This is a genomic window from Clostridium sp. CM027 (genome assembly GCF_024730565.1).
Classification (GTDB): Bacteria; Bacillota; Clostridia; order Clostridiales; family Clostridiaceae; genus Clostridium_AD; species Clostridium_AD estertheticum_B.
Genome location: NZ_CP077725.1, coordinates 2,137,240 through 2,153,302 on the forward strand (window position 1 = coordinate 2,137,240; position 16,063 = coordinate 2,153,302).

At 32.8% G+C, this 16,063-nt stretch carries 18 protein-coding genes; 1 reads left to right on the forward strand and 17 read right to left on the reverse strand.

Going from position 1 to position 16,063, the window contains the following annotated elements:
* Positions 1-20 precede the first annotated feature (20 nt).
* From glmL to KTC92_RS10165, 3 genes are read right to left on the reverse strand one after another with little or no spacing between them, the layout of a single operon-like run.
* Positions 21-1,415, reverse strand: a complete 1,395-nt coding sequence (glmL, locus tag KTC92_RS10155; RefSeq protein ID WP_216302220.1) for a methylaspartate mutase accessory protein GlmL — start codon at positions 1,413-1,415, stop codon at positions 21-23.
* 20 nt (positions 1,416-1,435) lie between these two features.
* Entirely contained in the window at positions 1,436-1,849 is a 414-nt protein-coding gene (gene glmS / locus KTC92_RS10160) for a methylaspartate mutase subunit S (protein ID WP_216302221.1), read from the reverse strand.
* Positions 1,850-1,883: 34 nt separating this feature from the next.
* Positions 1,884-2,891 (reverse strand): winged helix-turn-helix domain-containing protein, encoded by a 1,008-nt coding sequence (locus KTC92_RS10165; RefSeq protein ID WP_309137253.1) that lies wholly within the window; start codon positions 2,889-2,891, stop codon positions 1,884-1,886.
* 270 nt (positions 2,892-3,161) lie between these two features.
* Here KTC92_RS10165 and KTC92_RS10170 point away from each other — a divergent pair, with 270 nt between their 5' ends.
* Complete coding sequence (locus KTC92_RS10170) at positions 3,162-3,605, forward strand: DUF2383 domain-containing protein (RefSeq protein ID WP_216302222.1); 444 nt, start codon at positions 3,162-3,164, stop codon at positions 3,603-3,605.
* Between the two features lie 151 nt (positions 3,606-3,756).
* On the opposite strand, the gene KTC92_RS10175 is transcribed toward KTC92_RS10170, so the two are convergent.
* The 14 genes from KTC92_RS10175 to hypA form a co-directional block, all read right to left on the reverse strand.
* A complete protein-coding gene (locus KTC92_RS10175) occupies positions 3,757-4,113 on the reverse strand; it encodes a NifB/NifX family molybdenum-iron cluster-binding protein (protein WP_165414307.1) in 357 nt (118 codons plus the stop codon).
* 17 nt (positions 4,114-4,130) lie between these two features.
* Positions 4,131-4,958 (reverse strand): Mrp/NBP35 family ATP-binding protein, encoded by an 828-nt coding sequence (locus KTC92_RS10180; RefSeq protein WP_216302223.1) that lies wholly within the window; start codon positions 4,956-4,958, stop codon positions 4,131-4,133.
* A gap of 112 nt (positions 4,959-5,070) precedes the next feature.
* Entirely contained in the window at positions 5,071-5,523 is a 453-nt protein-coding gene (locus KTC92_RS10185) for a DUF134 domain-containing protein (RefSeq protein ID WP_220286992.1), read from the reverse strand.
* Between the two features lie 254 nt (positions 5,524-5,777).
* A complete protein-coding gene (locus tag KTC92_RS10190; protein WP_216302224.1) occupies positions 5,778-8,258 on the reverse strand; it encodes a CoA-disulfide reductase in 2,481 nt (826 codons plus the stop codon).
* Between the two features lie 96 nt (positions 8,259-8,354).
* Complete coding sequence (locus KTC92_RS10195; protein WP_216302225.1) at positions 8,355-8,678, reverse strand: rhodanese-like domain-containing protein; 324 nt, start codon at positions 8,676-8,678, stop codon at positions 8,355-8,357.
* 304 nt (positions 8,679-8,982) lie between these two features.
* Positions 8,983-9,417: a hydrogenase maturation protease gene (locus KTC92_RS10200; protein WP_258280581.1), complete on the reverse strand. Its 435-nt coding sequence runs from the start codon at positions 9,415-9,417 to the stop codon at positions 8,983-8,985.
* 53 nt (positions 9,418-9,470) lie between these two features.
* Positions 9,471-10,139 (reverse strand): hydrogenase nickel incorporation protein HypB, encoded by a 669-nt coding sequence (gene hypB / locus KTC92_RS10205; protein ID WP_220286991.1) that lies wholly within the window; start codon positions 10,137-10,139, stop codon positions 9,471-9,473.
* An 88-nt stretch (positions 10,140-10,227) separates the two neighbouring features.
* Complete coding sequence (locus KTC92_RS10210; protein WP_216302227.1) at positions 10,228-11,628, reverse strand: nickel-dependent hydrogenase large subunit; 1,401 nt, start codon at positions 11,626-11,628, stop codon at positions 10,228-10,230.
* Between the two features lie 68 nt (positions 11,629-11,696).
* A complete protein-coding gene (locus tag KTC92_RS10215; RefSeq protein ID WP_253198113.1) occupies positions 11,697-12,530 on the reverse strand; it encodes a hydrogenase small subunit in 834 nt (277 codons plus the stop codon).
* Positions 12,531-12,665: 135 nt separating this feature from the next.
* Entirely contained in the window at positions 12,666-13,673 is a 1,008-nt protein-coding gene (gene hypE, locus KTC92_RS10220) for a hydrogenase expression/formation protein HypE (RefSeq protein WP_216302229.1), read from the reverse strand.
* A 15-nt stretch (positions 13,674-13,688) separates the two neighbouring features.
* Positions 13,689-14,780, reverse strand: a complete 1,092-nt coding sequence (gene hypD, locus KTC92_RS10225) for a hydrogenase formation protein HypD (RefSeq protein WP_216302230.1) — start codon at positions 14,778-14,780, stop codon at positions 13,689-13,691.
* Positions 14,767-14,991 (reverse strand): HypC/HybG/HupF family hydrogenase formation chaperone, encoded by a 225-nt coding sequence (locus KTC92_RS10230; protein WP_216302231.1) that lies wholly within the window; start codon positions 14,989-14,991, stop codon positions 14,767-14,769. Before KTC92_RS10230 ends, hypD begins: the two co-directional genes overlap by 14 nt.
* Positions 14,992-15,032: 41 nt before the next feature.
* The gene (gene hypB, locus KTC92_RS10235; RefSeq protein WP_216302232.1) at positions 15,033-15,701 is read right to left on the reverse strand and encodes a hydrogenase nickel incorporation protein HypB; all 669 of its coding nucleotides are present in this window, start codon (positions 15,699-15,701) and stop codon (positions 15,033-15,035) included.
* 2 nt (positions 15,702-15,703) lie between these two features.
* Positions 15,704-16,045, reverse strand: a complete 342-nt coding sequence (gene hypA / locus KTC92_RS10240; RefSeq protein WP_216302233.1) for a hydrogenase maturation nickel metallochaperone HypA — start codon at positions 16,043-16,045, stop codon at positions 15,704-15,706.
* Positions 16,046-16,063: the final 18 nt, after the last annotated feature.

Sequence of the window (16,063 nt, forward strand, 5' to 3'; positions counted from 1 at the left end):
TGAAATTACCTCCTAATTAATTATACTTTTACTAAATACTTTTTCATGATTCTAACAGCTTTGTCTGGGTAATCTTGAGACAATAATCCCATTGCAGATAATATATAAGTTTTATCAATCAAATACATTGCATCCCGCGGCTTTAAATACGTTGGATTCTCTGCACTAAAGGCTCCCGCTTTTAAAATTTCTTGTGGATTATCACTATGTATTAATGCTCCACCTGTACCTATCATATACTTTACTTCCATAAGATCTTTTCCTGTTTGAGTGTACATAGCTCCCATAGGAGTGTTTGTGTGTTCCACAGTACCTACATGTCTTTCCATAGATATATCTGTGGCTACTTTCGCCATAGCCTCATCAAATTCTATTTCTTCCTTAGTTGTAGGAACCATTTTTATATGCTCTATTCTATATTTACAATTTGCTTCAATATCAATTTTTCTTTCTGTGTCCCCTAAGTACTTTCTGATTTTTCTGCTACCGGCCGCTTCCCTCAAAGAAACTGCAGAGTATCTCATACCAAGGTCACCTTCAACAGTTCTTTTTGCAAAAGGTTCTTCTAGGCCTCTTATTGAAACGCCAGACTTTGTAGGTTCTCCCTCTGCTATAGAATGTACATCCGTTGTTGCTCCACCAATGTCGATAATTATTAAATCTCCTAGACCTTTTTCTTCATCACTGCCTTCACTAAGTATCGTAGCTGCCTTTAAAACGGCCGCTGGTGTTGGCATTAAAATGCCCTTCACTAAATCTTCTGCATTACTTAGCCCTTTAGCGTCAATAATTTTTTCCATAAAGACTTTTCTAATTTCTTCTCTAGCCGGCTCTACATTTAGTTTACTCAAAGTTGGCATTACATTTTTAGTAATGCTAAAATACATTTTAGCGTCAGTGAGTATTTGTCTTATTTCATCACTTGCTACTTTATTCCCAGCTACTACTATTGGTAATTTAACTCCATTGTCAGCTAACATTTTTGCATTGTGTATAATGCATTCCTTATTGCCACCATTAGTTCCACCTGCAAGAAGTATTATATCTAAGTCTGAATTTTTAATTTCTTCAATTTCAGTCAATGTTAATTCATAGCTATATACTTTTAATACTCTAGCTCCAGCTCCAAGTGCTGCTCTTTTAGCAGCTTCTGCAGTTAGATCTGGCACTAGTCCAATGGCTATCATCTTAAGGCCTCCCGCGGCTGAGGAGCATGCTAATTTATTAATAAGATTAACATTTTTGTCTTTTAATATTGGTTCTATTTTTGCATAGGCTTTTTCATAACCGATCATTATATTGTCTTCAATTGTCGTTATGTCCTTAGCCGTAGCAATTATTTCTTCTTTTGCTATATCTACAACAGTTAATTTCGTATATGTACTTCCAAAATCTACAAGCAAATATGCATCCACTTATATCACTCCTATTGATTTTATAATATTTTCAAATCTTCTTTTAAATCATGTATTGTTGTTTCGAGTGTTGTTCCTGGTGGATATATTCTATCAAATCCCATTGCACTAAATCTACTGTGCACATCTTCCCAATTTTGTTTTCCTACAACTATATTTCCGCCTACAGTAAGTAATATACCCTTTAATCCTGCTTCATCACATTGTTCCCTCATGCCTCTGCAATCGATTTCTCCTTGTCCATAAAGAGAAGATACTATTATGGCATCTGCATTAGTTTCAACAGCTGCATTTATAAAATCTTCTTGTGGTGAAAGCACTCCTATGTTTATAACATTAAACCCTGCTTCCGTTAAAGCATAATCTAAAATCTTATTACCAACCGCGTGACAATCTGAACCTATTACTCCTAAAATTAAAGTCTTTTTTTCCATTTTTTAAAAGCCTCCTAAATAATTTTTTAACACATTATTTTTTGAACTTTATTTCAATAATCTTTGACTTAAGCGCTTTTACTGAACCCTCATCTAGACTATATAGAAATTCAATTATTTCCTTATTGCTGGGATTTTTACTTTTAACATCTTTATATCTGCCTGGTGATACTATCATCACATCTGATTCTCGAATTATATCTTTAAGTTCATTATCATCAGTAGTATTTGAGAATTTTATATTGGCATCAGCTAATCCTGCCTTTTCTAAAGCTCCTTTTATTTTAAAAATAAATTCTTCAGAGATACATACAAATCCAAATTTTGTATTCTCACCATATCTAGCTATTTTAACTATTGGTTCTAAATTTGGAGTAATTGCAACACCTAAAATCTCCTTATTAAGCCCCTCAGTTAAATTTGTAACTTCATTAATGTGATTAAATGTGGTTATTATAAACTCAGCACTTTCAATCTTATCTTTAGTTAGCTTGTCCATCTTTCGTAAATCATTTACCATTAAGAACATTACATCCATATTACTATTTTTACTAAGTTGCTTACTAAACATCTTAGCTTGTTCTATGTTGCACTCTATATATATTGCTATTACTTTATCCATTATTTGTTTTTTTTCATTTACCCTTTGATTTACTAAATCTAGAAATTCTTCTGGTTTCATTCCAATTTCTAAAGCTTCCTCTAATCCTAAATCAATGAATTTCATTATTTTATTTTCAATATCGAGATTTTCCCAAGATATAGATTCTTCAACTACGAAAGTTCCCTTTCCTTGATAGGATTTTAACGCCCCATCTTGTTCCAAGTCGTTATATGCAGTGCTTACAGTGTTTCTACTTACTTTTAATCTCGCAGACAATTCTCTTTCTGTAGGCATTTTTCTTCCAACCTTAAGAGTTCCTTTTTTTATTTCATCCATAATTTGTTTTTTAACTTGAATATAAAGTGGTATTCCATTTTTTTTGTTTATTTCGATATTAATAAAAATTCCTCCTAAAGCATATTGGATTAATGGACTAATCCATTACAAGATTTATTATACTATATGGACCAATCCACTTCAATCGCTGTTTTACGAGCATTTAGTTGCGTTTTCCGTATTTTAGAGCAATTAGACACAATTATCTAACTTGTTCTTAGATTTAATACTATTTCCATGTAAACGTAACACTATTCGTCTGTAAACGTAATAAAATACTATATCTAACTTTTTATATAATATATTCTTATTTCTATTTTTTTTAATAAGCATGATCTATTTGGGCAAAATAAATGTTAAGGAGTTGATAATATGAATAGTGAAAACATTAAAAATTTGAATTCTATTCTGGAAGGCGAATACATGGCTGTTAACAGTTTTGATGACCTAATTGAGCATGCTAATGATGCTAATACCAAAAGTGAACTACAAAAAATACAACAAATTCATAAGCAACATACCACCCAAATTTCTACTAAAATACACGATCTTGGTGGTAATCCATCAAATGGTATAGGAATCCAAGGTGTCGTAGCAGAAACTATATCAAATATAAAACATATTGGCACTACTGATACTGCTAGTTATCTTAAAGAAGCAGTCCAAGGAGAATACATGGGAATAAAATTTGTTAATGAATTACTTGCTGGTAGTGATGCTCCTAACAACTTTGAACTATTAAACACTATCATAACCGAATATCAAAATAATATTAATTCAATAAATAATCTTATTAATACTTCAAACGATGTATAGTAATATTCCAAAAAAATAAAATTGGCCTAATATACACTTAGTCCAATATTTCATATTAATAATATAATAGCAGAATTTAATTAGACTTTTTAAAATGACTTCTGCATTTTTTAGTAAATAACAATAGGAGCACAATTGTGCTCCTTTTTCTTTATTGGTGATGATGTTCACCGTGATGATTACATACTACATTTTTATCTTCTAACGTTCCATTAATATATTCCTCAATAACCTTTTTATATTCTCCAGATGCTCCTTTTATCACTTCAAGGCCATTCTGCTGTAGACCGCTAATTGCTCCCCCACCAATTCCTCCAGTAATAACTACTGTAGCTCCGTGCTTTGTAAGTAGGTCTGCCAAGCCTTGATGCTGATGTGCAAGCTCTACTGCAGATATTTCTTCAATGTTTACTATCTTTTTGTCCTCTACTGTCGCAATTACGAAACTTTTGCTCATTCCAAAATGTTGATTTACCATACTGCCATTACTAGGTATTGCTATTTTCATATCGTTCACCTCCATTTCTATTTTTTTATATTATTAATAATTTTATTAATAATATTTTCAGCTATTTCTGATAATTCAGGATTTAGGTTGTATTCTCCCTTGTTAGAAATATTAACAATTTCTCTACACATCGGAATTTCACCAAGCAAATCTAGGTCATTTTTATTTAAGAATTCATCTATGTTATCTGATTCAAAGATTTTTATTTTCTCACTGCATCCTGGACAAATAATATAACTCATATTTTCTATTAATCCTAATATATTTATATTAAGTTTACGGGCCATATTGATTGCTTTCCCAACAATCATAGACACTAAATCCTGTGGCGTTGAAATCATTACTATACCTGTAATTGGTATTGATTGCATTACCGTCAAAGCAACATCTCCTGTGCCAGGAGGCATATCTATAATTAAATAATCAAGCTCTCCCCATATAACGTCAGTCCAAAACTGCTTAACAACCCCAGAAATTGCGGGCCCCCTCCAAATAACTGGATCCTCTTCATTCTCCACAAGAAAGTTCATTGAAATAACATCAATACCCTCAACTGTTCTAACTGGTATAATACCCGCTTCACTCATTACAGGTTTAACATCTTTAATACCTAACAACCTTGGTATACTTGGGCCTGTAATATCCGAATCCATAAGACCGACCTTATAACCTTTTTTATTAAGTTCATGCGCAATAAGCGCAGATATTGTTGATTTACCCACGCCGCCTTTACCACTCATGACGCCGATAATGTTTTTAACTTTGTTTAATGGATTGTTTTCTATGCTACATGTATCTTTATTATCACACTCACCATTTGATGGGCAACTTTTACAATCAGCCATGCATTATCACCTCGCTTTTTATTTGTCATATGCCATTTATATTATAATACTATTATTTATTGTTGTCAAATGCCAATAAACATAGATTTGTTTTAAGTAAAAACTTATAAAACTATTTATCATCTGTTGTCTGTTTATTACATTGTCCATGACAAAAACTGCTTCTTTTATTACAAGTAACTTGCTGCGAAGCACATGATGGACAAATTTTTCTATCTTCCTCATACTTTATTTCATAGGTATAACCGCAGGATGCACATTTGAATTGACATATATTCCTCGTATAGTTTCCACCACTTATATTTATTGCTTTTCCCTCTATTAAAGCTATAGCAATCTTTTTTCGTGCGCTATCAATTATATTTTGAAAAGTTTGTCTTGAAACTAGCATTCTCTTTGCACATTCTTCCTGATTTAGTTCTTCAACATCTTTAAGCCTCATGGCTTCAAACTCTTCAACCTTTATAATTATTTCTTCAATTTCACATTTCCTTCTACCTGCAGGTACAAAGTATGTATATTTCGGTAAATTTTCCACCCTTCTATCCTTAACTGGTCTTGCCATTAATATTCTCCTTATTTCATATACTTTTTTAAGTTCTTAAATGTTCTTAATTGGTGGCATATGCTAATAAATTTTACATCCTTTTGCCATTAATGTCAAACAGCAATATTTAATATATATTTCTTTTCTTAACATGTTGAAGATACAATTAAAATACGAATATTTATAGGTTGAAATTACAATTAGTATAATTAAAAAAAGTATGATCATAAAAATAAAATGTATCTTATATGATAGACACTTTTTATATATTATTAAATAAATAGATTTACATTTGAATCTTCAGTTTGGCCTAGGTAATAACCAACTCCACCAATTTTCACTCCATCAATAAGTTCTTCCTTTGTAATTCCCATAACATCCATGGACATTGAGCAGGCTACCACTTCCACTCCACTATCAATCGCTGATTTTATTAAGTCCTCAAGAGAACTTATATTTTTATTCTTCATTACTGATCGAATCATTTTAGCTCCAATTCCCATCATGTTCATTTGTGAAAGTTTAAGTTTCTTACTTCCTCTTGGCATCATAACTCCAAACATTGAATCTATTAAACCTTTTTTTACAGATACTTTTTCAGGTTTCCGTATGATGTTAAGACCCCAGAAGGTAAATAAAATAGTAACTTTACTCCCCATTGCAACTGCTCCATTTGCGATAATAAATGCCGCAATAGCTTTGTCTAAATCACCACTAAAAACTACCATTGTTTTATTATTTTTTTCCACTATATCTGAGGAACATGATTTATTTATTTTTGTAAGATTATTATTGTTTTTTTTTATAAATGCGTAAACCATACCTTTTTCTTTTCTTAAATCTATTAATTCATTATTTGTTTTATTACACCAAGATTTAATGTCCTCATAAAATCCAGGGTCAGTTGCTGTTACTTTTAATATTTGATCTTCATTTAAATCGTCAATGCTAGCTTTAACTTGAATTAGCGGTCCAGGACAACATAGTCCACAAGCATCGAGAGTTTTATCATAATTATCAACGCTTATAGCCACTTCATCCTTTATAACTTGAGTATCTGGATCTAAACTCTGATTTTTGGGTATATCCCTAATTTTAGCTTTATTTGGTTTAAAATTTAAACTTGAAGCTGATTTATATCCCCCAGTTAAGTTTTTAACCTTAAATTGTTTTTGAGCTAAAATTCTTGCAGCTACGTATCCTCTTAATCCTACCTGACAATACTCAATAATTTCTTTGTTTGTGTCAAGTTCACCAATTCTTTCTCTTAAACTATCTACAGGAATATTTATAGCGCCTTCAATATGTCCATTATTAAATTCCATTTCGGTACGAACATCTAATACCGTAACATTTTCTTTATCGTAGTCTATAAACTGATCTGTGGTTAATACATCCACTCTTCCTGCTAACACATTTTCAGCGACAAAACCGGCCATATTTACTGGATCCTTAGCAGATGAGAAAGGTGGTGCATATGAAAGTTCTAATTCAGTTAAATCAGTTACTGTTCCACCAAGTCTAATAACTGTAGCAAGTACATCTATTCTCTTGTCCACTCCATCGTAACCTACACCTTGAGCTCCGAGTATTTTACCTTCATCATTAAAAATAAGTTTTAATGTCATTGAAAGGGCTGCTGGATAATAGGAAGCATGACTTGCAGGGTGTACAAATATAACTTTATAAGGGATATTAAGTCTTGTTAAAGTTCTTTCATTATTGCCTGTACTTGCGGCTGTTAAACCAAATACCTTTATAATTGAAGTACCCTGAGTTCCCTTATATGTAGTTTTTAAACCAGCTATATTATCGGCTGCTATTCTACCTTGCTTATTTGCAGGACCAGCTAGTGGTATTGCAGTATTTGTTTTGTTTATAAAATCTACAACTTCAATAGCATCACCTACTGCAAATACTCCCTCTGCACTAGTTTCCATTTTATTATTTACTAATATATGACCCTTAGGGCCTACTTTAATACCAGCTTCTTTCGCAAATCCAGTATCAGGGAATACGCCTATTGCCAATATAATCATATCAGCGCTTAATTTTGCACCACTATTTAAAGCTATTTCAACACCATCTTCAGTATCTTTAAAGGCTTTAACTTCATCATTCAAAATTATTTCTACACCGTTATCTGAAATTTCTTTTTCGACGGTTACAACAATATCCGTGTCAAAAGGAGCCATTATATGAGGTGCTGCTTCTACTAGAGTAACCTTAAGACCTCTTTCTTTTAAGTTTTCAGCCATTTCCACACCAACATATCCTCCACCAATAACTACCGCACTATTAATACCTTTTTTATCCACATATGTTTTAATGTTATCAGTATCTGGTATATTTCTTAAAGTAAATATTCTTTTATTGTTTATACCTTCTATATTAGGTTTAATTGCTTTTGCTCCTGGTGATAACACTAAATAATCATAACTTTCTTCATAAGTGCCTTTAGCCTTACTATTAACTGTTACAACCTTTTTGCCCGTGTTAATGGAAGTTACCTCACTGTTATTTCTTACATCTATGTTAAATCTAGCTTTCATACTCTCAGGTGTTTGTACTAAAAGCTTATCTCTTTCTTTTATTACCTCACCAATATAATAAGGTAGCCCACAATTTGCAAAAGAAATGTATTCATCTCTCTCAAACATAATTATTTCTGCATTTTCATCTAGTCGTCGTAACCTTGCGGCGGCTGAAGCTCCACCAGCTACGCCACCTACAATTAATATTTTTTTTATCACAAATATCCCCCTCTTATTCTTTTAATTGGTTTACTAACTTTATTATTATTTCATCTTTAATTTTATACTTAACATCATGTGGATATTATCCGAGCATCATCTAGTTAGACCGTATCTCCAAGAAGATATTCCACGACCTAGATGGTAAATATTTTCAAAATCATTGCTTTCCAAAATATCCACTGCTCTTGGGCTTCTTCCACCAGATGCACAATAAACTAGTACCGGCTTATCTTTATACTTATCAAATTCAGCAAGTTTCATAGGAAGAATCTGAACTGGAACAAGTTTTGCTCCTTGAATGTGACCATTATCATATTCCTCTTTAGTTCTAACATCTAAAATAATAAGTTCTTTATCACCACTTATAAGCTTATATGCCTCTTCTGCACTGACATTTTTAACCTTTGAATTAAACATAGTTTAAGCCTCCCTAGAAAATTTATATTTATATATTATTATATCTTAATATTACGTTATAATAATACAATAACATATATAAAATAAAAAGCAATAGAAATTTCAAATTTCACTAAGTATTTATTTTTAACCACTTAATAAAAAAAGATACACGAAAGTTATTCGTGTACCAAACTATTTCACTATTTTAATTTCTTTCTTTAATTATTGTAAAAATTGGAATCACCGGTGAAACTGTAATATATCTTCAACAATCATTTCAAGAATTATTATGTTTAAATTAGCTGAAATTACTTTATTGGGATTATATAATAAAGCTCAATATCTCCTTAGATATATATTCTACTTGCGCCTGTAAAATATGGCTTAACCCAATATTTATATCTATATTGTCAATTTCTATTCCTATAAAATAACCCTTAATATCCATCTTGTACATATTTACTAGGTCCAATAACCCTAAAGAGTGAATAGACCTACTCTGCCCTCTAATTTTTTTTATATCATTCAAACTTTTAAAAGTTACTGTGCCTGGTGAACTTCCATAATATGTTGAATCTATAATATAAAATATATCTCGCTGGTTTAATTTTGAAAAACAAAATTCTACATCTGTTTCTCCTATAATAGTTTCAATACCTTTATCCTCTAGGTTGTTTTTAATTTTTTCTAAAATAAGCACTGCTACTGCATCATCCATCATCAACCTATTACCTATAGCCATGACCTTTTTACCCACATTAACTCAACCTCTCATAAAAAAAATCCTAATATAACCAGAACCTAAATTTTTTATTTGTACCTACTTATTTTTTTCTTTGCTTGTTTCAAAATCCATTCGCTTAGTTCATCCATTCCCTGGTTTTTGGTGCAGGATGTTTGAAAAATCTTTGCCTTAGCATTTATTAGTTTAATATCTTTATAAAACTCTCCTTCCTTAAAATCCGTAAATCCAATTAAATCAACTTTATTTAAAATTATCGCGGTGCTTTTTTCAAACATCAGTGGATATTTTAAAGGCTTGTCATTACCTTCCGTAACGCTGAGTACGCAAAGTTTTATATCCTCACCAATTTCAAATTCAGCTGGAGATGCTATGCTCCCCACATTCTCTATAATAATAAGATCTATCTCTCTTAAATCAAAGTTCAATGATGCTTCTCTTACCATTCCTCCATCTAAATAACAGGGCCCCGCAGTATTAATCTGTACTACTGGAACGCCCTGGGCTTCAATTCGCTCTGCATCTTTAGTTGTATATAAGTCTCCTTCAATGACCGCCATATTTAAGTTTTCTTTAAGCTTTGGAATTAACTTCTCAAGTATAGATGTTTTACCAGACCCTGGAGTGCTCATTAGATTTATAACAAATATGCCCTCTTCATCGAAAAGGTTTTTATTTTCCATATGGATTTCTTCATTAGTATTAACCATATTAATACTAATATTTATTTCACTCATTTCACTATTCTCCTTCTATCGTATACAAATATAATTCATATCTTTTTACATATTTTTTTAAAATAACTAGTCAGTATTCCAATTGTATTTAAGTAACATTTATATAATAAGGCTCACCATATTCTGTATTAACATGGGTGGCACAAGATATGCAAGGATCAAAGGAGCGCACTATACGACCTATCTCCACAGGATTTTTAGGATTTTGAATTTCGCTGCCAATGAGAGCGCTCTCAAGAGCTCCATGCTGCCTAATCTCGTCCATTGGTGAAAGATTCCAAGCAGTAGGAGTAACTATATCGCAATTTTTTATAATTCCTTTTTCTATAGTAGTCCAATGCCCGAGAGCTCCCCTAACAGCATCACAAAGTCCTATTCCCTGTGCACTCTCTGGAATAATATATTTTTCCTGTACTGCTGGTATAGGCTCTACTTCCTCAAGTATTATAAACATTTTTTCACAAAGTTTCTTCCCCTCTAATACTCTAGCCATAAGCCTATCCATTGTGGATATACTATTTTTATAGGAACCTGATAAAATCATACGGGCAAGTGGTCCAACCTGTACAACTTTACCTTTATACCTAGGCGCTTTGATAAATGTATAGGCTCCCTGCTTTTTAATATCTGTTTCAGATGGGTAATTGGATGGAACTTCACTAGATATCGAACCTTTATACCAAGAAAATGCTGAACTCTCTGTTATTGCTTTTACATCTAACATAGCCATATCACCGTCAATATAACTTGAAGGCTGTACATACTGCATTTCTTTATTATGCAAATCATGAAATAAGCCATAGCTTAAAAGATTTCTTGTCCCACCACCAATCTTAAAATACTCCGGATAATAATGAGCTATAATATTTATATCATCAACCATGTTTTCACACATAAATTCACTGATAGTTTGTAGTATGGATTTCAGTCTTATAATTTTAGAAGCATCCATGTTTGCAGTGGTTCCACCCACAAATACACCATGATTATGTGGTGCTTTCCCCCCTATAAGAGCTACAATTTCATGAGCAAGGCGGCTACACTCTAGCGCCTTCACATAATCTTTATTGATTTTTTCTGTGTATTTGCCGGAAAGTCTAAAATCATAGTCTGAATTTCCTGGAGCCATTGTTATATTCACATAATCCGGGAATACAAAAATACAAATTTGCCTCATGATATTTTGAAGATACTCCGCCCCATGTGCAAAGTTTCTGATTCTTACTCCATTCTCATTTGGCGTTACCTTTAGCGCATCTTCTAATGCCAGACTTGCTACTAACCCATGAGATGTAGAACATATACCACATATTCTTTCAGTAAAATATACTGCATCTAATGGGGGACGTCCTATTAACATCTTTTCAAAGCCTCTAAACTGAATCCCACCGCTTTTAGCATCTACTATTTTATTTTTTTTTATTTCTACTTCTATGCTTAAAGGCCCCATAATTCTAGTTATAGGGTCTATAGTTATTTTGGTAGTCACCGCAATCACCTCACTCTGGAATAAATTTGAACTAACAATTGTTATCTACCTCAATTGTTAAGCATCCCTCAATACTTAATAAAAGGTTCTGTGCCATCCGGAAAAAATTCACTAGCGCAACCTATGCATGGCGTATTAGCATCCACTGGCCAATTGATTCTCGAATTCCATAATCCAAGTGGACAATAAGCTTTTGTAATAGGCCCTTTACATCCAACCTTTATCATGCACTCTTTTTCTCCTAGCTTCCCTGCATATACTTTGTTATCAAAATATGAGCGTCTTGGGCAATTAGTGTGGTTGTTTTCTTTAAAAAACATTACTGGTCGCCCTTTCTCATCTATTTCAATCTTTTTATAAAGAATAATACTAGCTATAGTTCCCATAACCCACAGAGGGTTTGATGGACAGCCTGGAATATTTATTACCTCACGTCCAAGGAAATCCCCTAGACTTTTACACCCTGTTGGATTAGGTCTAGCTGCAGATATCCCTCCAAATGAAGCACAAGTTCCAATAGCTATTATTGCTTTTGCTTTCCGCGCTGCTAAATTAATAGCTTCTGCTGTAGGTATCCGCCTACCCTTATAGGTTGCAAATATATTATAGAATCCCTCATCCATATTAGTTAGTGCCCCTTCTACCCCTAATATGAAATCTGTATTTAAAACCTCTAAGAACTTTTCATAGGCAACTTCGCCTTCTTCTTGCATAAGGCTAGGGCTAAATTTCAAATCAACCATTTCTTGTAGGAAATAAAGAACATCTGGCTGGTCTGCATTTAGAAAAGAAATTATATTCCCCATACAACCATTAGCCTCCATCCATACAAAATTAATTTTTTTCGCTTCACCTTTATGAATTTCACCTATGGCACTCTTTATAAGTTTTCTTTCATGCAAAATACTCCCTCCCATTTATCCTTCATTAATATATATTGAAATAATCTTTTCATTATGCGGTATTAATCACTAAATAATTATACTCAAAATAAATAAGACAGAGATACATAATCCCTGACCTTTCTTGTGTAAACTTTAACATATTCTTGGAAGCTGAATTCCAGATGGCATATCAACTATTCTTTTTCCCCCTACTACTGTATTTAAATAAACTTTTTGCCCTAATTCCTGCGTAACTTTTCCGATAATTGCGGCTTCAGAACCTAATGGATGCTTTCTCATCGCATTAAGTACCTTTTCAGCATAATATTCTGGTACAAAAGCACAAAGTTTTCCTTCATTAGCAATATATAACGGATCCAATCCAAGCATCTCAGTGGCACCTTTTACTTCGTCTTTAAGTGGCAATTTATTTTCTTCAAGAGCTATGGTTACATTGCTAAATTCACTAATTTCATTAAGCACTGCTGCGACTCCACCTCTTGTAGCATCACGAATAACATGGATTCCGTCATATGCTTCAAGCATTGTGTCTACTAAGGAATTAAGGCAGGCACAATCACTTTTTAAATTTCCTTCTAAACCAAGTTTATTTCTTTCACACATTATTGTCATTCCATGGTCTCCTAATGTGCCATTTATTATGACGTAGTCTCCCGCTCTTGCATTAGCACAGTTAATATTAACATTTTCATAAATCCTGCCAATACCAGAAGTGTTAATAAAAATCCCATCCACACTGCCTTTTTCTACAACTTTTGTGTCTCCAGCTACAATTTTTACACCTGCTTTATTAGCTTCTTCTGCCATAGACTTCACAATTTCTTCTAATTTTCCAATAGAAAAACCCTCTTCAATAATAAAAGCGCTTGTTAGATAAAGTGGCTTTGCTCCACTTACGGCTAGGTCATTTACAGTACCGCAAATTGCTAATTTACCAATATTACCCCCATTAAAAAATATTGGATTTACTACAAAAGAATCCGTAGTAAAAGCAAGTCTTGCAAAATCTATATCTACTTGAGCTGCATCATTCATCTGATCTAAAATATCATTATTAAAATATTTGAAAAACACTTCATTAATCAATTTATTTGATTGCACCCCACCACTTCCGTGACTTAGGGTTATATTGCCCCTCATTAGAAAGACCTCCTGTTATTTAATATCTTTGTGGTATCTATAATATGCTGCACATGTACCTTCTGATGAAACCATGCAGGAGCCAACTGGATTTTCTGGGCTGCAGAGTTTTTTGAAAAGCGGACAATCCATTGGTTTAATTTTGCCCTTAAGTATTTCTCCACATTTGCAGCCAGGACTGCCATCGTATTCTTCATAATTGATTTTGAAATGCTTAAGTGCGTCAAAAGCTTCGTACTTACTATTAAACTCCAGACCACTTTGGGGTATTACCCCAATTCCTCTCCACCTACTATCCACAATTTTAAAAGCTTTATTTAAATATTCTTTAGCATTTGGATTACCCTCAGTTTTAACTATTCTTTTATATTCATTCACAATTCTATAATCCTTTTTGCTAATTAAGCTTACTAGTGTATTCAAACCTTGAAGTATATCTAAAGGCTCAAACCCCGTAACCACTCCAGGAATATTATAATCCATGCTTAAAAATCCATATGGTTTCGTACCGATAATTGCACAAACATGCCCTGGCAATAAAAATCCGTCTATTTTTAATTCTTTATCTTGAACTAAAGCCGCCATAACAGGCGGAACGATTTTGTGGGAGGTAAAGAAAAATAAATTGCTCAGGTTATTTTTTTTAGCCTCTATAGCGGTAACCGCAGTCATCGGCGCAGTAGTTTCAAATCCCACTGACAAAAATACTACCTTTTTAGAAGGGTTTTGTGAAGCCATATTAAGGCAATCCATTGGTGAGTATACTATTCTTACATCTGCACCTTCTGCCTTTTTCTTACTTAGTGAACCTTTTTTGCCGGGTACTCTCATCATATCTCCAAAAGTTGCAATAATTACATCCTTTTCACCTGAAAGTGTCAGTGCGGTGTCTATATAGCTCTGAGGTGTAACGCACACAGGACAACCTGGGCCTGATATCAGATTTACATTTGGAGGAAGTACGTCCCTAATACCATATCTGAATATAGCCATAGTATGGGTACCACAAACCTCCATAATGTTTATCTTTTTACTCGAAATGTTATTTAGCCTTTCTACGAGTTTTTTTGAGTATTCATTGTTTCTAAATTCATCAACAAACTTCATTTTCAAGAAGCTCCTTAAAAATATCCAAGGTTATTTTTGCTTCTTCTTCGTCTACCTTTTGTATTGCACAACCTGCATGTACAAGTACATATTCGCCCACAGATACATCTGGCAAAAGATGCATAAATACTTCTCTTTTCATATTTCCAATCTCTACAACACCTTTATTTTCGTCTATTTTTAAAACCTTTCCTGGAACTGCTAGGCACATCCTCGTTCCTCCTTATTCTTTAACTGAAAAGTATTTTCTATTTATTTAACCTTTATTTTTTTGTTTTGTATTTTCCTCATTAACCATGAACATATTTCATCTATACCCTGATTTTTAACACAAGATGTTTCAAATGTATCCACATTAGCATTTAAAGATTTTATATCTCTGTAGAACTCTTCTTTATCAAAATCAGTAAATTCTATTAAATCTAGTTTGTTCAAAATGATTGCACCACTTTTTTCAAACATTAGTGGATATTTCAAAGGTTTGTCATTTCCTTCTGTGGTACTCAAAACACAAATTTTTATATCTTCACCAATTTCAAATTCTGCAGGGCAAACTAGATTGCCTACATTTTCTATTACAAGCAAATCAATCTTATCAAGATTTAATGCATTTAATGCATTTTTTATCATTTCGCCGTCAAGGTGGCACGCCCCACAAGTGTTAATTTGAACCACTGGAACACCCTGAGCCTCTATTCTCTTAGCATCCTTAGTAGTATAAATATCCCCCTCAATTACAGCAATATTTATATCGTTTTTAAGCTTAGCTATTATTTTCTCAAGTAAGGACGTCTTACCTGAACCAGGTGAACTCATTAGATTTATTACATAGATCCCTCTTTCGCCTAGTAATCTTTTATTTATCGAGGTTATCTCATCATTTTTTTGAAGTATATTAGTAATTATCTTAATTTCACTCATATTTAATCCCCTTCTATAGTATTTACATAAAGCTCATATCCACTAATAATACTAGAGCAAAATTTATTACAGCATGGACAAAGTTTATTAAAATGGTCAATTAGGAATTTCTGTTTGCAATCCTTACATTCGGCTACTGCATTAACTTTTTCTATTTCTAAAATTGAGCCTTCAAGCATTGTATCCATTATACAGATTTCGAATGCAAAGTTTAAGCATTCTGGCATAACACCAGATAACTCCCCTATTTTTAACGATACCTTGTTAACTTTAGTTAATTTATTTTCAATTGCTTTATCTGTTACTATTTTAATAACATTTTGAATTATAGAAACTTCATGCATATTTATCTCCTAATTAAT